This window comes from Pseudobutyrivibrio sp. (assembly GCF_017471675.1).
Classification (GTDB): Bacteria; Bacillota; Clostridia; order Lachnospirales; family Lachnospiraceae; genus Pseudobutyrivibrio.
In genome coordinates this window covers 1-21147 of the sequence record NZ_JAFUSK010000081.1, presented here as the reverse complement: position 1 = coordinate 21147, position 21147 = coordinate 1, and the positions used below count along the sequence as shown (strand labels likewise).

General features: G+C 37.0%; 18 protein-coding genes. 13 read left to right on the top strand and 5 right to left on the bottom strand.

Annotated features, from left to right (window positions below; genetic code table 11):
• The first annotated feature begins 90 nt into the window (after positions 1-90).
• The 4 genes from IJ535_RS13005 (at position 91) to IJ535_RS12990 (ending at position 4106) form a co-directional block, all read left to right on the top strand.
• Complete coding sequence (locus tag IJ535_RS13005; protein ID WP_294303706.1) at positions 91-1005, top strand: hypothetical protein; 915 nt, start codon at positions 91-93, stop codon at positions 1003-1005.
• A gap of 200 nt (positions 1006-1205) precedes the next feature.
• The gene (locus IJ535_RS13000; RefSeq protein WP_294303727.1) at positions 1206-2816 is read left to right on the top strand and encodes a PP2C family protein-serine/threonine phosphatase; all 1611 of its coding nucleotides are present in this window, start codon (positions 1206-1208) and stop codon (positions 2814-2816) included.
• On the top strand, positions 2809-3300 hold the full coding sequence (locus IJ535_RS12995; RefSeq protein ID WP_294303704.1) for a hypothetical protein: 492 nt from the start codon (positions 2809-2811) through the stop codon (positions 3298-3300). The genes IJ535_RS13000 and IJ535_RS12995 overlap by 8 nt, the downstream gene beginning before the upstream one ends.
• A complete protein-coding gene (locus IJ535_RS12990) occupies positions 3300-4106 on the top strand; it encodes a response regulator (RefSeq protein WP_294303702.1) in 807 nt (268 codons plus the stop codon). Before IJ535_RS12995 ends, IJ535_RS12990 begins: the two co-directional genes overlap by 1 nt.
• 69 nt (positions 4107-4175) lie before the next feature.
• Here the strand turns inward: IJ535_RS12990 and IJ535_RS12985 are convergent, their stop codons facing one another.
• The gene (locus IJ535_RS12985; protein WP_294303700.1) at positions 4176-5099 is read right to left on the bottom strand and encodes a carbohydrate kinase family protein; all 924 of its coding nucleotides are present in this window, start codon (positions 5097-5099) and stop codon (positions 4176-4178) included.
• A gap of 260 nt (positions 5100-5359) precedes the next feature.
• Here IJ535_RS12985 and IJ535_RS12980 point away from each other — a divergent pair, with 260 nt between their 5' ends.
• Complete coding sequence (locus IJ535_RS12980) at positions 5360-8488, top strand: response regulator (protein ID WP_294303698.1); 3129 nt, start codon at positions 5360-5362, stop codon at positions 8486-8488.
• Between the two features lie 12 nt (positions 8489-8500).
• The gene (locus IJ535_RS12975; protein WP_294303696.1) at positions 8501-9271 is read left to right on the top strand and encodes a response regulator; all 771 of its coding nucleotides are present in this window, start codon (positions 8501-8503) and stop codon (positions 9269-9271) included.
• 33 nt (positions 9272-9304) lie between these two features.
• Here IJ535_RS12975 and IJ535_RS12970 read toward each other — a convergent pair whose 3' ends face one another.
• Positions 9305-9448 carry a hypothetical protein gene (locus IJ535_RS12970; protein WP_294303695.1) on the bottom strand — a complete coding sequence of 48 codons (144 nt, stop codon included), beginning with the start codon at positions 9446-9448 and terminating at the stop codon, positions 9305-9307.
• Between the two features lie 251 nt (positions 9449-9699).
• Between IJ535_RS12970 and IJ535_RS12965 the strand changes: the two genes are divergently transcribed.
• Genes IJ535_RS12965 through IJ535_RS12955 form a run of 3 tightly spaced genes read left to right on the top strand, consistent with a single transcriptional unit; the run spans position 9700 to position 13256 of the window.
• On the top strand, positions 9700-11235 hold the full coding sequence (locus tag IJ535_RS12965; RefSeq protein ID WP_294303694.1) for an efflux RND transporter periplasmic adaptor subunit: 1536 nt from the start codon (positions 9700-9702) through the stop codon (positions 11233-11235).
• Positions 11236-11244: 9 nt separating this feature from the next.
• Entirely contained in the window at positions 11245-11976 is a 732-nt protein-coding gene (locus IJ535_RS12960; protein ID WP_294303691.1) for an ABC transporter ATP-binding protein, read from the top strand.
• Complete coding sequence (locus tag IJ535_RS12955) at positions 11970-13256, top strand: ABC transporter permease (RefSeq protein ID WP_294303689.1); 1287 nt, start codon at positions 11970-11972, stop codon at positions 13254-13256. Before IJ535_RS12960 ends, IJ535_RS12955 begins: the two co-directional genes overlap by 7 nt.
• 89 nt (positions 13257-13345) lie before the next feature.
• On the opposite strand, the gene IJ535_RS12950 is transcribed toward IJ535_RS12955, so the two are convergent.
• Positions 13346-13672 carry a hypothetical protein gene (locus tag IJ535_RS12950; RefSeq protein WP_294303687.1) on the bottom strand — a complete coding sequence of 109 codons (327 nt, stop codon included), beginning with the start codon at positions 13670-13672 and terminating at the stop codon, positions 13346-13348.
• A gap of 392 nt (positions 13673-14064) precedes the next feature.
• Here IJ535_RS12950 and IJ535_RS12945 point away from each other — a divergent pair, with 392 nt between their 5' ends.
• A complete protein-coding gene (locus IJ535_RS12945; protein WP_294289482.1) occupies positions 14065-15153 on the top strand; it encodes a ribose-phosphate pyrophosphokinase in 1089 nt (362 codons plus the stop codon).
• A gap of 1 nt (position 15154) precedes the next feature.
• Here IJ535_RS12945 and IJ535_RS12940 read toward each other — a convergent pair whose 3' ends face one another.
• The gene (locus IJ535_RS12940) at positions 15155-16039 is read right to left on the bottom strand and encodes a helix-turn-helix domain-containing protein (protein ID WP_294303685.1); all 885 of its coding nucleotides are present in this window, start codon (positions 16037-16039) and stop codon (positions 15155-15157) included.
• Between the two features lie 257 nt (positions 16040-16296).
• Between IJ535_RS12940 and IJ535_RS12935 the strand changes: the two genes are divergently transcribed.
• The gene (locus IJ535_RS12935) at positions 16297-18243 is read left to right on the top strand and encodes a beta-L-arabinofuranosidase domain-containing protein (RefSeq protein WP_294303683.1); all 1947 of its coding nucleotides are present in this window, start codon (positions 16297-16299) and stop codon (positions 18241-18243) included.
• 146 nt (positions 18244-18389) lie between these two features.
• The gene (locus tag IJ535_RS12930) at positions 18390-18563 is read left to right on the top strand and encodes a hypothetical protein (protein WP_294303682.1); all 174 of its coding nucleotides are present in this window, start codon (positions 18390-18392) and stop codon (positions 18561-18563) included.
• Positions 18564-18619: 56 nt separating this feature from the next.
• Here the strand turns inward: IJ535_RS12930 and IJ535_RS12925 are convergent, their stop codons facing one another.
• The gene (locus tag IJ535_RS12925; RefSeq protein WP_294303680.1) at positions 18620-19471 is read right to left on the bottom strand and encodes a LysR family transcriptional regulator; all 852 of its coding nucleotides are present in this window, start codon (positions 19469-19471) and stop codon (positions 18620-18622) included.
• A 131-nt stretch (positions 19472-19602) separates the two neighbouring features.
• Between IJ535_RS12925 and IJ535_RS12920 the strand changes: the two genes are divergently transcribed.
• Positions 19603-21015: a hypothetical protein gene (locus tag IJ535_RS12920; RefSeq protein WP_294303679.1), complete on the top strand. Its 1413-nt coding sequence runs from the start codon at positions 19603-19605 to the stop codon at positions 21013-21015.
• The last annotated feature ends 132 nt before the right edge of the window (positions 21016-21147 follow it).

The following is a 21147-nucleotide window of genomic DNA, read 5'->3' as shown; positions in this document are numbered from 1 at the left end:
TTTTTTTATCGGTGTGACATTAGTGTGACAATCAATCTGCTATCCTGTTTTCAGATAATAAATAACAGCTTTTTAGCAAAGGAGAAAAAAATGAAAATGGGAATCATGAAAAAGGTATTGGCAACAACTTTCGCAACAGCACTTGTAATTGGAACATTTAGCGGATGTGGCAAGGAGACAGCAAGCATTGCTGACGATGCAACACCAACAAGCAATGCAATTGACGCAAAAACTGTTTTTACTAAGGGTGTTTATGTAACTTATCCAGAAGCAGAAAAGGATGATCCAGATTTAACACAGTTCTATGTATTTTTTGGTGATGGCTCAGGTAGCATTGAAGATGGTGCTAATGGAACAGCTAATTATTTTGAATATGAAGCAGGTGAAGATACAATCGAGTTTCATATTGGAAGCATAGATCCAGTTGTTGATACACTGACAGTAACATATTTTGAAGATTACCTTATAAAAGGACATTTTAGCGACGGTGAAGAATTGGTATTCGAGCATCTTACAGGAGTAGATGTAGATACATTCAATGCTGTAAATTATGTTAACGGAATATTTGGTGACCCTAGCGTATATACTGATGCTAATGGATGGAGCATTAAGTATGATGCTTCTTGCATAACTGTAAATCAAGGCGGCCCTGTTACTACATTTGTATACACTGGAGACTGCGCAGGAACTAATATGATTACAGCTACATATACAGTAGACAATGATGCTGAGGGTGCAGTAAAAGAGCTTGGTGAACAATGGGGTGAAAAAGCTACTTATTCAGAAGGTACATTCCCTGGCACAGAGGATATAAAAGGCTATTGGGTTTCAGTAGGACCAGAAGAGGGTGGCTCAGGCGCATACGTAACAGCAATTGCCAGAGATTACATGGATGGCGCACTTATTTTTGAATTAGATGGACATAACGGAGGAGATGAAGCAATGGATAATCAGGTTGCAGGAGTTTTTTCAGATATGATAAATTCATTGGAGTTTGCTAACTAAACATTTTCATTTTTACTCTTCTTTTTTGAGGCATGTCATTTTAGACATGTCTCATTTTTTGAAAATATAAATTTGTGTATTATATATATAAAAAGACCATGTTTTCAAGTTTTACGCATTGATAAATTTTGTAGTCACTGTTAAGATAAAAAAGAGATAGATTTGGCGAAATGCAACAGGGAGTGGAGTAATTGATTAAAATGGAAAGTGAAAACAGAAGAAGATGGGACATAAGTAAAAAAACGCTAGTTGGTATTATCGTATTTACGTTATTCATGAGTGTTTTTATGTGTTTAAGTGGTTCATTTCTCTTTGATAGGGTTATTCAAAGGGTATATAACGAACGAGGCTACGTTGTAGCAAATATTATTATAGAACACATAGATCACGATAAAATCGCTGAATATTCTAAGTCCTGGAAAGCGGATGATTACTACTATGAGATGGTAGATTATCTAAAATATATCCAAGCATGTTCTGATGCTGCTTATATCTATATTGGAGTTCCATATGAAGATCACACAATTAAGTACATATATGATTCAGGAAGCACTATAGGCTTTGTTGACCCTATTGCGGCTCCTTTTGATGAAATATGGGAGTCATATACAAAGGGAGTCAGGCCAAAGAGCTATCTTGTAAGACATTCCCAGTATGGTTTCCTGACTTCCAGCTGCCTTCCTATACGTGATAGTGACGGGAATGTGGTTGCCCTGTTATTTGTAGATACAAATATGGGTATAATATATAGTACGCTTGGCAAGTTTATCATTAATATGAGTGTAATAGCTCTTTTGCTGATGTCTATCTATTGCGTAATAACATGGAAAACGTTGCGTAAATATATTATTAATCCATTGATTTTTATAAGGGATAATCTAAATCATTTTGCTGAATATACATCAGTGGAGGATAATCTTCTAGAAGAAGTAAAATCTAATGATGAGCTTATGGATTTGGCAGTATCTGTTTCAAATATGGAGCGGGATATTGTGGCTTATATTAACAATATTCAGGATATAACAGCGGAAAGAGAGAGAATAGGTGCAGAACTGAATGTTGCAACCCGTATTCAGGCCGATATGCTTCCAAGGCAATTCCCGCCATTTCCTGATAGGCATGAGTTTGATATTTTTGCATCCATGACACCAGCTAAAGAGGTTGGAGGAGATTTTTACGATTTCTTCTTAATTGATGACAATCATATTGGTCTTGTTATGGCAGATGTGGCAGGCAAAGGGGTGCCAGCAGCGCTATTTATGGTAATTGCAAAAACTCTTATCAAAAACAGAACCTTAATGGGGGGAGAGTTTTCACCAGCAAAAATTTTTGCAGATGTAAACAATCAGTTGTGTGAAGGAAACGATTCTGACATGTTTGTTACTGTGTGGTTCGCTATCATAGATGTTTCCACTGGTAAAGGAGTGGCAGCAAATGCAGGGCATGAGCATCCTGCTGTAAGGCGTGGAGATGGTAAGTTTGAGTATGTTATTTACAAGCATTCTTCTGCCTTAGCGGTTATGCCAGGATTAACTTATACAGAACATGAATTTCAATTGAATCCAGGGGATAGTATATTTGTTTATACTGATGGAGTTACTGAGGCGACAGATGTATTTGACAACATGTATGGCATGGACAGGTTAATTGATGCATTGAACGAAGAGCCTACAGCTACACCTGAAAAATTAATTGATAACGTTAAGACATCAATTGATAAGTTTGCCCTTAGGGCTGCGCAGTTTGACGATATTACTATGCTGGGATTTACATATAATGGAAGTGAAAAAAAGGAGAGGGGTAATGATTAACAGGAAACTATACGATGCACTAATTGATTTTGAAGAAAACGATGGTGCCCAGGATTACTATTACAAATCAATGGAGGAGCTTACAGGAAAGATTGCAAAGGATGGCCATGAGGAAACACTGAGGGATAAAATTCTTAGGGTGTACGCAATGTTATTTTGCGAAGATACTCCGATGGAGAACGCACCTTATGCAAATGTTGATGATGTTGCTGACACCGCAGACAGATTATATATAGGCAGTGTTGGCTATGACAGCGAACATTGGTACAGAATGAAGCACCATTTCCCTGTAATAGATGAGGATAATTTTGATAGATTTGCCGCACTGGTTATAACAGATTTGAATTGTGGAATGCTTCATGAAATGGCGGTAAATGAGGGGAAAACATTAGTTGTAGGTGAGGCTTCACCTCTCAATATGACAAGAGAGCAACGCTTAAATCAGAAAACACAAACTGTTAGTCTTGGCGGAGGTGATATCTGATGAGAGTAATGCTTGTAGATGATGATAAGAAATGTCTTGCACAGACAGAAAAGATTACGAAGGAGCTACTGCCAGAGGCAGAGATAATCACCTTTGATGATCCACTTAATGCCCTAGCCAAGGCAAGAACAGAAGAGATAGATATCTCATTTATTGATATAGAAATGCCTGATTTAAACGGAATAGAGCTTGGCAATTATTTTAAAGAGCTTAATCCTTTTATGAATATTATTTTTATCAGTGAGTCTAAGAACTATGGATTTGATGCCATGCAGATACATGCAAGCGGCTATATGCTACGGCCTGTCACTACTGGTAAGGTTCAGGAGGAGTTAGCGGAGCTTCGCTATGCTGAAAGGTATAATGACCATAAGCGAGTATTTGCTCAGACCTTTGGCAATTTCGAACTATTTGTTGACGGTAAGCCTGTTGAGTTTAAATATTCACGAACGAAAGAAATTGTCGCAATACTCATTAATAATAGAGGAGCTCAGACAACAAATGGCGAAATAATTGCAAGCCTTTGGGAGGATGACGGAGACCCTGCAAAGAAGCAATCATATCTATCTAACCTGCGACAGGATTTACAGAATACTTTCACTAAGCTTAAGCTTGATGGTATTATTTTAAAGCAGCGTGGAAGCATGGCTATTGCCAAGGATAGAATTGAGTGCGATTTGTTTGATTGGCTGGAGAAGAAGGAAGCCTCTCAATATAAATACATGGGTGATTACATGAATCAGTATGGCTGGTGTGAATTTTTCCATGCTGAGCTTGATGAAATCAGCTATGCTATGGAAGAATAATCAACAACTACAAGATAATAAAAAATAAAGCCCTCTGCTTTTTTGCAGAGGGCTTTATAGCATAATCCTTTACATTGCGTTACGTGGATTCCAAATAAGGTTATCCCAATGTTCCAGCTCTTCTTCTGTCATGAAGCCATTGGAGGTTCCCATATAGCCAATATAGTTGGATGCAAAAAGCAGAGCTTTATGGATTGATATCTTAGAATCTCCTGTCTTAAGGAAATAATGTAAGAAACAAGCAAATAGGGCATTTCCAGCGCCTGCTGTGTTTACAATCTGCTTAGAATTAACTGCATTATAATGAGCAGAGAAATCCTTATATTTATCATATATAAGTACGCCGTTTTCACCTTGACCCAGTACAATTATCTCAGGGTCATATTTTCCAGCCATCTCTTTAACAAAATCGTATGGGTCATCTTCTATTGTATTATCATTGAAATAGATAATATCTGCATTTTTTAAAAAGTCTTCATTATAGATTTCTTTGTCTCGTTTGTAGCTATGTATTTTCACAGCCAATTTCTTGTTGTTATCCTTTGCTCTTGATATAAATGGGCGGCAGAAGTTAACATTTGAAAGCACCATCATATCGCAACCTGGTACTAGTGGGTCTACAAGCATCATATCATAAGAGGCATTTCGGATATCCTTTAGGTCTTCAAAACGCTGTGCTTTTCTTCTGGTATCATACAAAAGTACTTCCATAGGAGTTTCCTTTATAATAGGAAGAACATATTCAGTGGATAGTGTAACCTCTCTATTGCTTGGATTGAAGATATTAAGATCTTCATTTTCACCAACCACGGTCATAAATTCCACATCATTGCCAAGCCACTTAAGAGCAAGAGATTCGTTAAAAGCATCACCACCAGCGGCGACGTAGATAGTATCTCTCTCTCCAGTGTAAGGTTCGTACTTAATAGGAATCTCCTTTACCTTAACTATTGTTTCTAACTGAGTGATTCCTGCAACGATAAATTTACTCATACTGATTTCTCCTTGTAAGACAATCTATATAAAAAAATTGCAATAAACCTATTTTCAGTTATATAAATAATATAACATCGAAATAAAGTTGTGCGGAATTTCCGAAAAAAATCACAGAAAATTAAATGAATATTCTAATTTAAAGATAAAAATCTGATTAATATCTATCATTCCAAGACAAAGAACACAAAATTCAAACATATTTGGTTTAATATTACATATATTGGATATAATGGCTAAGTATGACGAGGAATAAATATATGGTAAAAAAGATTCGTATAGCATTAATTGGGGTAATATGTATTGTTATGGGAGTGCTTATGACAGTATCTGTAGTACCGCTGTTTGATGCTGAAGAAGCCAGTATTGCGGTCGGAGAAATATATGATTTAAGCAAAGGCTGGACTGTAGAATATGAGAATGGTAGACAAGCCATGGATGTTAAGCTGCCATATTCATTTGATAGTAAGCTGGGAGATAAAGTAATCCTTCGACATGATATGTTGGAAGATTATGCATCTTTAGCATTAAATTTTTACGCAGATAATTCTGCACTTAGGATATTTATAGCAGATAAGCCTTTATATGAAGCTGGATTGTCATCGGATGGCATTAACCGGAAGCAATTTAAGGCCTCGGAGCAAGAGAAGGGGATGGATGCCTTTGGGGATGATGATAAGGCGGAAAAGACAGCTGTAGATTTAGTGACAGTTGATTTACCTTCTAATTTGGTAGATGGGGATGAGCTTAGTATAGTGCTTTACGAAGTGGATACAAAAGCAGGTATCAATATTCATGCGCCATCTATATCTAAAAGAGATGTTGCTGTAATTAATGTTTTAAGGGAAAGCATGATTCCTATTTCCTGCGCCCTTCTTATTTTGATGCTGTGCGTGGTAGATATCTTTTTGGATGTTACCAGATACATATCAAAGGAAAGAATGCGAGGACTAGTTATAGTTGCTATCATGGGGCTTGATGCCGTGGCATTTATAATATTACGAACAGATTTGTGTAAACTTTTCATGGCAAATATGTATTTCTTCAATAAGATTGCAGTAATGACTATTGTTGCAATGCCATTACTACTTGCGATATTTTATTATATTGGTTTTAATATACACTTCCCTAGATTTACTACATTTAATGTTTGGACGACGATTATAATTACCTTTGTGATTCTTTCATTAGAAGCCAGCGCTTCTGAGGCAGCGCTTCTTTTAGTAGAGCCTATCACTGTATGTTTGTATTTGTTTCAATTAATAAGCATAGCGGCAATGTTGCTTAAATGGAAAAATATGAGCAGGGGATACAATCTAATAATATATGATTTAATAAGCCTTACATTCTTTGGAACTGCTGTTGTTCTTATCATGATTGGTTCTATAGATGATCATAGTTTAGTAAGGAGATATTTGATTGACGGCGCAATTACTTTATCATTTTTGTTTATCACCTACCAACATATTAACATTGTTAGTAATAATTTTAAGCAAAGTGTAGAGGAGAACGCGCACAAGCTTGAAAAACAGGTGAAGATAGCTGAGGCGGCTAAGGCAGAAGCCATTGCTGCCAGTGAAGCCAAAGGAAATTTCCTTGCTAACATGTCCCATGAAATCAGGACACCAATCAATGCGGTGCTTGGCATGGATGAAATGATTCTTAGGGAAAGCCGAGAGAAATCTATTAGAGAATATGCTATGGATATTCACACTGCAGGTCAATCATTGCTTTCTATCATCAATGATATTTTGGATATGTCAAAGATAGAATCAGGTAAGATGGAAATAATTCCAGTAGAATATGATCTTTCGAGCCTGATTAACGACCTGGCGAATCTAATATCATTTAGGGCAAAGGCAAAGAATCTAATATTTGAAGTGGATGTAGATAGTAATTTGCCTGCTAAGGTATATGGTGATGATGTTAGAATAAAGCAGGTTGTGACAAATATTCTAACTAACGCTGTTAAGTATACTGAGAGTGGAAATGTATGGCTTAGAGTTTCTGGTAGAACAGATGGAACTGATGAAATTATTCACTTTGAGGTGGAGGATACAGGTATTGGCATTAAAGAAGAAGATATGTCAAAGCTCTTCGAAGCGTTCCAGCGAATAGAAGAAGGTAGAAACAGGAACATTGAAGGAACAGGACTTGGAATGAGCATTACCTTGCAGCTTCTTAGTATGATGGATACAAAGCTGGAGGTGGACAGTGTATATAATCAAGGCTCAAAATTCTATTTTGATATTAGGCAAAAGATTGTTGATGCCACACCTTTAGGTGATTTTAAAAATAGAATCAAAGACCTTGAGAGTCAGTACATATACACAAGAGCTTTTATTGCCCCTGATGCGAAGCTGCTTGTTGTAGATGATAATGTAATGAACAGAAATGTATTTTCCGCTCTTTTAAAACCAACACAGATAAAAGTTGTTGAAGCGGAAAGTGGTCCGGAAGCCATAGAACTGGCTGCAAAGGAATACTTTGATATCATATTTATGGACCACATGATGCCTGGAATGGATGGAATAGAGGCTTTTCATAGAATAAAAGAGCTCATAGATTCACCTTGCAAGGATACGCCGATTATTATACTTACAGCAAATGCTGTTGCCGGTGCCAAGGAGGCTTATCTGGAGGAAGGTTTTGATGGATTCCTGTCAAAGCCTATTGTATCGGACAAGCTAGAAGAAATGATTAGAACTCACCTGGATGAAGGCTTAATGCAAGAGGCACCAGAGGATATTGAAGGATCAGATAGTGATAATGCTAAAGCCGAACTGGAAAATCTACCTGCAGTAGATGGTGTGGATTGGGAAATTGCATGGCTGCATCTATCAAGCATGGAATTGATAGAATCTGCCTTTAGTGAGTTTTATAAAATTATTAAAATACATGCAAGTAAGCTACAGGAATATTATGATAACTTGGAAACAGAGCTTGATAACTACCGAATTCAGGTACATGGAATGAAAAGCTCCGCAGCATCAATTGGAATTATTCCACTTGCTGGTATGGCAAAAATCCTTGAGTTTGCTGCAAAGGATGAAAAGCTAGATATAATAAATGGAATGCATGACATTTTTATCACAGAATGGCTTTCATATTATGATAAACTAAAGGTGGTATTTGGATTAGGTGATACCTTAGCTGAGCCAAAAGAGCAGGTGGATACAGGAGCTTTGCAGGCCTTACTGAACACCATCAAGGTTGCCATGGAAGATATGGATATAGACACTGCTGATGAAAGTGTTAACAAGCTTTCGGGACTAGTTATTCCTGATGCTATGGCGGATTTGCTGGAAACTCTTAAGGGGCAGGTGGCAGATTTGGATAGCGATGGAGCTGATGAAACTATAAATTCTATGATGGAATTACTGAATTAATAGGAGCAAGGTATGAAAAAGATTTTACTGGTGGGGAAAATTAATGATGCCGTTAAAGGGATTGAGCAGCTTTTGGGTAGTCATTTTCATGTACAGATTTGTCCTCTTCATTATGAGGCCGTGTCTGATATGTTAAAGGTAGTTACGCCAGATTTGATTCTTATTAGCCTGGTAGGAGCTTATGAAGAGCATAACAAGATTTTTAATATGCTTCAGGCAGACCATGGGCAAGTCCCAGTGCTAACTATAGGAACGGAAGCAGAAAAACGTACATTTCTACAGTTTTATAATGAGCAACAATTTGATAATTTGATTAGGCCTGTGGATAACACCAAGATAATGGAAAATGTATGTGCAAAAATAGGGGCATTACTAACTGTTAGGGCAGACGGTAGTTACGAAGTAAAGGAAGTTAGAACAAGAAAGCTTGTTATGATTGTAGATGATAATGCTGCTACCCTTCGCACTATCAAGGAAATGATTCAGGATAATTATGACGTGACAGTAGCTACATCTGGAATGAAGGCCCTTACTGCCATGGGAAAGAATCCGCCAGATTTAATTCTACTTGATTACGAAATGCCGGTGTGCGATGGCAAGCAGACTCTAGAGATGATTAGAGCCGACGACGAGTTTAAGGACATCCCGGTAATCTTTCTAACAGGCGTCAGCGACAGAGCACACATTGAAGCTGTGCTTACCCTAAAACCGGCTGGTTACATGCTAAAGCCCGCTATCAAAGAAAAGCTGCTTGAAATCATAGATAAGACCATAAATGCCTAGCTATTACAGCTAGGCATTTATTCTTTCACAATATTAACGTTGCTCAGAAAATCTAAGCTGACACTTGATATTACAAAAAATCGGCACATAGCCATTCTGAAATCTCTTATCCATATCTACTGTTGATATAAAAAATATCTTGCCGCAACCAGGGCATTTACGTTTTACCATTTCCATATCGATCACTCCTAACATAGAAACCCTTCCATAATCGCATTATAGCAATAAAAAATGTAGGAATTATTGATAAGTTGTGAAAGATTAGCGTCAGGCCAGTGCCTGTGAATAATCTCCTAGGATTTTTGTGACGGGTTTCTGAATAATTCTGAATCCTATGTGTATTTTGTTTACTTGGATAAAAGTTGTGTATATATTATGTACGTAAATTCTAAACGAGAGGTAAAAATACAAGCAGGAGGTTGAAGAAAATGCCCAAGGGAAAAAACAGGCTAGGGAGAGTTAGATATTTTTTTGCCAGGATTGGTAGATTTATAAAGGGGCATGTGCTACTGTGTGTGATTTTAGTTGTGCTCATAGTGGCTGGTGCTATATTTGGTAAGAATTATTTAAGTAAGACTAAGCCAACGGAGGAAGAAGCAAAGACGCTTACTACTGCGGTGGAGGTGATGGATTTGCAATCGTCGGTTAGTGTAACGGGTACACTGGCGGCTGGTCAGTCGCAGAGTGTTACATCTACGGTGGCTTCTGGTACACAGGTTTCAGCAGTAAATTACAATGTAGGTGATTACGTGGAAGCAGGTGAGGTAGTTGTTGAGTTTGATGCAGACGATTATGCTACTAAGCTTGCAGAGCTGAATGCTAAGTACAATATTACTGAAAAGAAAAATGCAAAGGAGCTACAGGATTATCTTGATGATATAGAAGAGTATCAGAAGGAGATTACAGAGATTCAGGAGTGGCTGGATAAATATAAGATTTATTATGATGATATTGTTGATGCTTATAACAATTATAAAAAGTATCCGAATGATGCTGATGCAAAGGCAAGATACGAAGAACAGTCGGCGATAGTTAAGTCCTTGTATGGATTTGATATAGATAGCTACGAGGCTAAGCAAGATGAGATAGAGGAGTACCAGGATAAGATAGAAGAGGCTCAGTATAATTACGAATTGGCTACTCTGCAACAGGAGTATGATAATACATATACAAAAAGTGAAGAGTATGATTCGGTAACAGAGAGCCAGTCAGGTACTAAGGTGGTTGCCCCTTTCTCAGGGTATATTACAGCAATCAATGTATCTGAGGGAAACAATTATACTCAGGGAAATACCGTATTTACGATATCTAATACAGAATCATTTGTAGTACAGGCTACAGTGGATGAGTATGATATTGCATCATTGTCAGAGGGACTTGCGGCTGTGGTTAAATTTGATTCTACAGATGATGAGGAATTTACAGGAACCCTTACATATGTAGCGGTTACTTCGGATTCCACAACATCTACATCTAGCTCCTCATCAAATAGTGCAAGCGGTGCAGGCGGCTCATCTAGTAGCTCATCTAGTAGCTCGTCTGCAAGCTATGAAGTGAAGATTACACTTGATGGTACTGATGATAGATTAAGGGTAGGTATGACAGCTAAGGCGTCGGTTATTCTTGAATCTGTATCTGATGCATTTGCCGTTGCATATGATTGTGTAGAGACAGATGCAGACGGAAATAGTTATGTTACAGCAGTGGATGATGAAGGCAATGAGACAAAGATTACAGTTACAAAGGGCTTGGAAAGTGACTATTATGTGCAGATTATTAGTGATGAATTATACGAAGGAATGCTTGTAAAGGCAACTGCAGCCAGCACATCTTCTAAATCAAATGGAACAGATGGAAAATCTGAGGATAGGATGATGAATATGGGCGGCGGTCAAGGAGGCCAAGGCGGCATGGGTGGTGGCCCAGGTGGCGGTGGCCAAGGTGGTCCAGGCGGCGGATTCTAGGAGGTGTTTATGGCAGCAGGAGATATTATGTTAGATTTACGTGATATTCATAAAAGCTTTTTCATAGGCACTCCTAATGAATTCGAAGTGTTGCATGGTGTGAATTTCACCGTTCATGAGGGGGAATTCGTGTCTATTGTTGGACAATCTGGTTCAGGAAAGTCTACGCTGATGAATATAATAGGAGCCTTGGATAGGCCTACCAGCGGTGAGTATACCTTAGATGGTGTGGATATAGAAAAGGCCAAGGATCACGAGCTATCTATACTGAGAAATAAAAAGATAGGTTTTGTATTTCAAACCTATAATCTAATTGCAAGAACTAATGCAATAAAGAATGTTGAGTTGCCGATGATGTATGCAGGCATAGGTAGAAGTGAAAGAAGTGAACGTGCCAAAATGCTCTTGGAGCAAGTGGGTATGGCGAATAGAATGATGCATAATCCTGACGAGCTATCCGGTGGTCAGAAACAACGTGTTGCTATCGCAAGAGCTATGGCTAATGACCCTGCCATAATACTTGCTGATGAACCAACAGGAGCGCTGGATTCTGCAACGGGACGACTGATTATGGATATCTTTCACAGGCTGCATGAAGAGCAGGGAAAGACCATTGTGCTAATTACCCATTCACCAGAATTATCCCAGGAAACTGAGCGCATCATTACCCTTAGAGATGGTGATATAAAGGGTGAAGCCGATGGCAGATGGGCTGAAATAAAGGAGGAATTATCATGTTAATTACAGAAAATATCCTTCTTGCATTGGCTGGCCTTAAGTCCAATATAATGCGTTCACTGCTGACAATGCTTGGAATAATCATTGGTATTGCATCTGTTATTGCAATCATGACGGTAGGAAATTCTATCACTGTTATGGTGAATACTCAGATGCAGGAGATGGGAGCTAATAACCTGACAGTGGGAGTTTCTGCTAAAAGCACCTCCGAGGAGAGCACTACATCTGGCTTACATTTCGGTGCTGGAAATAGACGTTCCATGGATACGGATGATTATATTACAGATGATATGCTAGATACCTTTTTGGATGAATATGCAGATAATATCAAATATACATTATTGTCTTCCACAGTTGGTTCGGGCACTGCCGTAGATGGAGATTTGTATGCTTACGTAAATATAGTTGGATATAACCAGGATTACATGGATTATACTAATTTGGATTTACTGGCTGGTAGAAATTTTATTGAACAGGATTACGAAAATGCTCAGAAGGTTTGTATTGTTTCAGATTATTTTGTCAATAATATGTTTAGCGGGGATACTTCCTCTGCTTTGGGTTCTGCTATAGAGGTTAGCATAGATGGAAAATATTATACCTACTATATAGTCGGTGTATACGAGTATGATTCCAGCACCTGGTTTAGCGATTCTACAGAGGATACAACTACAGATATGTATATTCCTTATGATACAGCAAGAAATCAGCTTCATACTATGAATGAGGGTTATTCTAGTATTACTCTTGTTACTACAATAGATACAGATTCTGAAAGCTTTGCAGATACAGTAGAAAGCTATTTCAACACAATGTTCTATTCTAATAATGAAGATTACGAAGTAACTGTTACTAGCATGGCCAGTATGATTGAATCTATGACAACCATGATTTCTACTATTGAATTGGCCCTTGCTATTATTGCAGGTATTTCATTGGTGGTTGGTGGAATCGGTGTTATGAATATTATGCTTGTATCTATCACCGAAAGAACCAAAGAGATTGGCACCAGAAAGGCACTGGGGGCAACAAATGGCTCTATAAGACTACAGTTTATTACAGAATCTGTTGTAATCTGTATCATGGGTGGATTAATAGGAATAGTGCTAGGTGTGGTACTTGGTTCAGTGGCAGCCACATATATGGGCTATTCTGCATCAGTATCAATTTCTGCAATAGTGGTGGCAGTTGCCTTTTCAATGGCTATCGGAATATTCTTCGGATATTACCCAGCCAACAAGGCAGCAAAGCTAAATCCTATAGATGCATTAAGATATGAATAAAATGTTAAGCGTAAATAATTAAAAGATGGCAGGTGCTTGTGTACATCATTCACAACACCTGCCATTACATATATATGTGCATCTATATCCTATACACAGTCCTCAATCTTAAGATTCCTATCATCTATATATACATCACAGGTTATCTTACGGCTGTTATGGCCATATAGTTCTATAATCTCTGGCAGATTATCATTGACTGCATCGAAGGTAAGCCCTTGGGTTTTGCACCAAGCCGTGGCATCAGCTAATTCCTTCCCAGCCCTGCATGTCCACAGAATAATCTTACTGCCTAGGGATTGCTCCTGCTTGAGGTAATGAATCAGGGGAACATTAGGCTCTCCTAAGCCAGGCCAACTGCTAAAGCATAATGTATTGTCAAAATCTACTGCTATAATTTTATTTGAAAGTTCCATAAGCTATATCTCCATAAATGTATTTTGTATTTTTGCAATGTAACTCCTTTGTGGGGAGCGTAACGAGACCTATGCAGCTATGTAATCCAAATAATCATCCTCTGTAGCAAACAATTCATATCTTCCATCTACATATCCCATATAACCTGAATCAACAATATATCCCTTCATATCGACACCTCCGTGGCATGTGGTTGTTTATTAACTATATATACAATAAAACTTTAGTATGTCCCTAAATATACCCAGTGGCGCCTGGCGCTTATTGAACGCTTCCAGGAAGCATCAAAACATGTAAAGGATAACGTTATATTACTAGGTAACAAATAAATCACACATGTGGGATATAATAAATCATGTCCTGAAGTTCAGTACGAATAGGAAGGTGCACTATGGAAGATAAACTTGGCCTTATTACGCTGGAGTCTTTTACAAACCAAACACAGAAAATCAATGAAATCCTGTGTAAATGGCGAGGATGTGATAATTATATTATTCCATCTAAGTGTCCAAGATTTACAAGTGGCGAAGCGAAGGGTGTCATTGAGGAATCTGTAAGGGATAAGGACATCTATATTCTTGTTGATGTTTGTAACAACTCTCTTAAATACAAAATGGATGGGGAGCTTAATAGAATGTCTCCTGATGATCATTATCAGGATTTGAAAAGAATTATAATGGCATGTAATGGTAAGCCGAATAGAATTACTGTCATTATGCCGTTTTTGTATGAAGGCAGACAGCATAGAAGGATGATTAGAGAATCGTTGGATTGTGCCATGATGCTTAGGGAACTTGAGTTTATGGGAGTAGATGATATCGTTACATTTGATGCTCATGATTCTAGAATGCAAAATGTGCTACCTCTTAGAGGCATCGAAAATATTTCGCCGGCCCTTCAGTTTGTACAGGGTTTTTTAACAGAGTATGAAGATATAAAAATAGATGGGGAACATTTGATGATTATTGCGCCAGATGAAGGCGCTACAGAAAGGGCGGTATTCTATGCATCTTTATTCGGTGTTAATCTAGGGATGTTTTATAAGAGGAGAAATTATTCCACAATTATAGATGGAATTAATCCTATTGTGGCCCATGATTTTTGTGGTAGTGCCCTTGATGGAATGGATGCAATTGTTGTAGATGATATGATTGCGTCTGGAGGAAGCATCATAGACGTTTGTAAGCAGATAAAGGAGCGCGGAGCAAAAAGAGTATTCATTTTTTCAACATTTGGATTGTTTACATCAGGCTTTGATAAAATGGATAGGGCTTATGAAGAAGGGCTGTTTGATAGGATATTTACCACTAATCTGGTATATCAAAAGCCGGAGCTTCTTGAGAAAGAGTATTATTATAGCATTAATATGAATAGATATATTGCAGCTATAATTGATACTCTTAATAAGAAGAATTCTATGCAGCAAATAAGTAAGCCAGAGCAGAGGATAAAAGAAACGATTATGGCGTATCTAGGGTAAGCTATACATGATACAGGAGTCTTTTAGCGTAAGCATTCCTGTATTGGCTTGGAGTAAAACCAGTTGCCTTTTTAAAAGAACGGGAGAAATTGTGGACATCTGAGAAACCAACAGATGCTGCAATTTCTGTAATACTACGGTCGCTGTCTGTTAAATAGTAGGCTGCTGTTTCCATCTTTTTAGAAATAATGAATTGTTTTAAGGATAGTCCTAACATCTCACTAAATACTCTAGATAGATATTTAGGACTGTAGCCAAAATATTCAGCAATATCATTGATGGTAAAATTATTAGATATGTTACGTTTAACATAATCTACTATATCAGAATATATTTGCTTATTATTTAGTGAATCCTCTTCCTTAGGGAGCTCCGCATTTATTTGACCGTATAGCTCAGTAATGATAGCGGTTAAGCAAGCGTTTAAAGTGATTGCAGGATAGTTGTCACGATCTAAATCCTGCAATCTTTTCATTTGTATAATCAATCTTTCTTGCCTTGGAACAGCTGCAGTTTGAGGAAGCAAAAAGCATTTTGCTCTGTTATAGGAAGGAGCTTCTCCAGTTAAAATCTGTGCAGGGAAATTATTAGTATCCACTGTAAAATGAATCCAATAAAAGCAACAATAAGATTTTTTGATACCAACTCTTTTAGAATCGCTAGGTGGAAGGAATAAATATTCTCCCTTCTCCACCTTAAAATCTTCATTCATATATTTTAAATAAAGGGTGCCTTCAGTAACGATGATGAATTCATAATCGAATAATAAGGGCATGCTTTCATGTTTCCACTCGTTAGATAGAGCTTCAAATTTTCCACTTCTTAAATAATTAAATATTTGATTGTCTGGAAAAACCATAAGTTTTTCAACTTTTTTTCTGTTCATTAAAACATATAACCCCCGCGGCTTAATAGCACAAAATGACACCTAATGTGCATTATATACACATAATTATACAAAAATGACACTTTAAAACTTAATTATAGTGAATAATACCACTTTTTCCTCATAAATTAAACATCTGCAATTTTTACACTTAATATAGTTATTCTTGCATTTAGATAAAAAATGTATGATGGTACACTTTTCTTAACATAACGTACATATGGTACGTAAAAATAATAAGAAAAGGATACATAACAATGAACAACAATTTGAGACCTATAAGTTTAGCTTCCTGCGAGGTTAGCGACAAGTACTATGATGAGGCTTTACATTTGGAAGTTAAAAACATGCTGGCGCTAAATCCAGACAGGCTTGTAGCCGGATTTAGAGAGACAGCTGGAGCTATAGTTGGTATGAACCAATCTTCCCGCAATTCGTTTATGAAAGGCAATGAAAGATATGGAGGAGGCTGGGAGAACGGTCTTATAGGTGGACATACTTTGGGACATTACATAAAGGCTTTGGCTCAGGCTCAGATTAATCCTAGATTAGACTCAAAGGAAAAGAAGGCTGTAAAAGAACGACTTGATTACATAATCGATGCGTTAGATGAATGTCAGAATAAAACTACAGGCACAGCATACGAAGGCTATATTTTTGGAGCTACGCTTCCAACTCAGGATTATTTAGATAATCCTGCATTGCAGTTTGATTATGTTGAAGAGGGAAAGTCAGATCCTTTTAAGCAGGCATGGGTACCTTGGTATACAATGCATAAAATACTTAGTGGACTGAATGCTACATATCTATATGCTTCAAATGAAAAGGCTCTAAAGGTGGCAAATAGGCTGGGAAGCTGGATTGCAAATAGATGTGAAAGCTGGAGTGATGAGGTACACGAAACAGTTTTATCCATCGAATATGGTGGCATGAATGACTGCCTGTATGAGCTATATGAGATGAATAAAAAGCTGGTTGATGCTGGTAATGATTTGGGCTACAAAGACTACGAAAGATTTAAGAATGCTGCCCATGCCTTTGATGAGGTTAAGTTGTTTAAGAAGGTTTCAACTAATGAAAAAGACCTGTTAAATGATACTCATGCCAATACAACAATACCTAAGTTTATAGGAGCATTGGCTAGATATGAGGTAGATGATACTGCAAGTGAATATCTTGATTACGCTAAAGACTTCTTTGATATGGTCATTAGCAAGCATACCTATATCACTGGTGGAAATAGCGAAAACGAGCACTTTGGTAGGGACAATATTCTTAATGCTGAAAGAACACACACAAATAACGAAACCTGCAATACTTACAATATGATTAAGATGGCTAGAAGACTTTTTGCTGTTACAGGGGACAAGAAGTACCTTGATTACAGTGCACAGACTCTTATCAATGCAATAATGGCTTCTCAAAATCACGCCACAGGCTTTACCACTTATTTTCAGCCTATGGGCACAGGATTTCATAAGGTATTCAATACCTTAGATGGAAATTTCTGGTGCTGCACAGGAACAGGCTATGAAAACTTTACTAAGCTTCAAGATGGAATATATTTCAAGGGTGATGATAAACTGGTTGTGGCAATGTATGTAGCATCTATTTACAAAGGCGATGGATATACATTGACCCAGGAGTGCGATTTTACTAAATCGGACAAGGTAAAAATTAGAGTAGATGTGGTAAATAAGGATACTAATGTAGATTTGTATCTTAGAATACCACACTGGCTACAGGGTAATCCACGGGTTATGGTAGGAAGCTCTATCATTGAGCCTAAGGAGGAGAATGGATTCTACATTATTTCAAAGGAGCTTATTCTTGCCGGTGGTGATATAACAATCACATGGCCTATGGGTATATCTTGCCATAGCTTGGCTGATAGCAAGGATACATACGCATTTTGTTATGGCCCTTATGTGCTTTCTGCAAGACTTGGTGATAAGCACATGAAAATAAAGCCACACGGCATTGATGTGGTGGTAGCTGCAGAAAAGAGTGTTGATTCAGATGATATTGTAATTACATCTGAGTCATCTGTTGATGAGTTTATGAAAAATATCAGCAAGCATCTGATAAAGCAGGATGACCAAATGGAATTTGAATTAACAGGTACTAATAAAAAACTGATTTTCACTACTCACTACAATCAGTACAAGGAGAGCTACGGTATCTATTGGAATTATAGTGTATGATTTTAAAGAAAAATGCCAGTCTTTCAAAACCATAGGCTTTTTTGCTACTATTGTGACAGTAGTGTGATAGTTTGTGTGATATTATCTTCCCATAGTAATGTTTTCATCCAATAGAATGAAAACATGGGGAGGTAGTAAAAAGAGATATGAAAGTACAAGATTTAAAGGCATTACAGTTATTATTAAAAAATGAAATGGATTTTGATTCAATTTGTAAGTGTTTTCCAGGTTACAGAAAAACTACAAACGATTCAACTTATCCAGAGGGCACAATAATAAATTCTGAAAGTGTAGTGATGCAACAAGTTAGTTGCTCGTAAGGCATGCTTTAGGGAGAATGTTCTAAGCATGAATAATTTTCTGGTGGTTATAGAGTTTAGACATAACTCATCCAGTTTTTTGCTAGAGATATGAATTGCTCATAATTGCAGTTCATATCTTTATTTTTGTCCCAAGCAAGCACTAATTCTCTGCTTGGTCTGCCTTCAATAGGAATCAGCTTTACTTCTTTATCCTCCACAGATTTCCATGATGCTGAAGGTACAAAAGCTATGCCCATATTTGCCTCAACCATTGATCTAAATGAAGATACAGAATTAGCTTCGAAGATAATATTTGGTGCGAAGTTTTTCTGTTTGCAAAAATCATCAATGAATCTTCGTAAAGGATTGTTATTATCATAGGCGATAAACTTTTCCTTAGTTAAATCTGAAAGCTTTAAAGAAGCGCGCCTACTTAGCTTATTATTTTTATGTATAGCAACCATAATTTCTTCATTTGCTATTGTCAGATAGTCATAGACTTGTGTATTTATAGGTGACTGCATTATATTGAAGTCGCTAGATATACCCTTTTTACTTTCCCCTTGATACAGTACGATTTTAATATTTGGAATATTTCTTTTTACATAGTTTATTAGCTCATTTGCTATACGTATGCCACTCATAATCTGGATTGATATAATCAAAGAATCTTCAGTTTTAATCTTTGAGATTCCATCATCTAAAGAATTTAATGCTTTATCAACACTTTTAAGAAAGATTTGTCCATTGCGATTAAGGGATATATTTTTTCCATTTCTATCAAACAATTGACAGTTTAGTTCAGTTTCCAGCTTCTTTATAGTTTTACTAATTGCAGATTGAGGAATCATGTGATAAGTGGCAGCTTTTGAAAAATTCTCATATTTTGCGGCAGTTCTAAAGTATCTCAATTGTAATAATTCCATAGTTAAACCCATTCTCCTTATACCCTATAGTATATATGATTATATACAATCTTATTATTTCGAACAACTATTACATGGCATAGGATATTTAATAGGTTATACCTAAATATTATAGCAAGGAAGGAGAATTTATGAAAAAATTTATTAGGGGGAATGTAATAGCATTTCTAATTGCTGCTATATTAAGCGTGTTTGTCCCTGCGCTGGCTTTCGATTCCCAGGCGGCAGTATCCTATGGGGACTATCTACAAGTACAAATCGGAGATACCAAAAAAGGCATGAGGTTATATGAAGATGGAATGTATGAAACTACAATTAAAGTGCCTGCTGGTGTTGATAACTATCAAATTATCGCTAATGATGAGGTGATAAAGGATGAATCACTGGATAATGAAGATAATAAGAGTGTTGTACTAATTAGATACTATTCAAAAGATGATAAAGTTGTTACAAGCCTTGATGAAGTAACAGATGATAATGGAAATCTTGTTCAATTAGTTAAGAAGGTTGCTAATTGGACGGGAAACTTTTTTAATGCGAAGAAAGTGGAGGAATTTAAGCAGTTTGGTAGTTGGGACCAAAGCTATGGAAACACATATTCAAGACTAAACTATGAAGGTGGCGGAATCTTCAGTAGAGAATTCGTATATACGATACCTGCCGCTGATTCAAAATATGCATATAAAATAAATTTTGATGGTGCATGGAATAATGGTGAAATTGGCGATAATGGCGGAAATATGTATGTAACTTTTCCAAGTGGAGAAGGAAAAGATGAGTTCTTTATTTGGGCAGATTCGGTAAAGCAAACAACTTTTAATTCTATCAATGACGAAAATACTGTATTTAAAGTTAAAGCTGAGGATGGTGAAGATCAAAAGGATTATGTTAAGCCAATTGGATTAACAGATGTAGATTTGGTTTTAACAAGAGGCTCAGAAACTCATTCCTTTGAAATGCTGCAAACTAGCAAAGACAGCTATATGGTTACTGTATTTGTGAAAGCGGGCAACTATAGTTGGAATGATTCTATTGATGGGCAATCTGGTATATTATCAGGAACATTTACTGTTGACAAAGATTCAGCTGTTACTTTTTATTACTCAGTAGACTCAGAAGATTATGCCATGAGAAATACTGTTGTAAATCCAAACCTGTATTATGGTGATGAAAGAGAACAGAATGAAGAAATAGAAGATATACAGTATGATGATAGCTATATTGTAGAAAGTAATGAACTTTTGCAGCTAGATACTTCGGTAGGTAATACTGAGGTTGATGAAGGCCCTTATGATGTTAAAATCCTTATGATTGGCAACAGCCTTACACGTTACAATAATGTGGCTTCAAAAGTTAAAGCACTTTTTGAGTACGCAGGGATTAATGCGAAAATAGATGTAAAAGCACAGATGTCCGCTTCATTGTCAGACCATGCTACAGTAGCAGCTAATACATACAAAGATTTGATTATTAATGGTGGATATGATTATGTAATTTTGCAAGATAAATCTTCAGGGTTTACCGAGGAAATGCTAGAAATGTAAACCCAAGAATTGATACAAAGAAATGCTGTTGTCAGAACGGTAAAATGGCTTGAAATCAAGGGCTTTCGGGGATTAAGGGTTCTCCGACAGCTCTTTCTTTATGCACATTTGTGGGTGGCATCGTGGCAACAG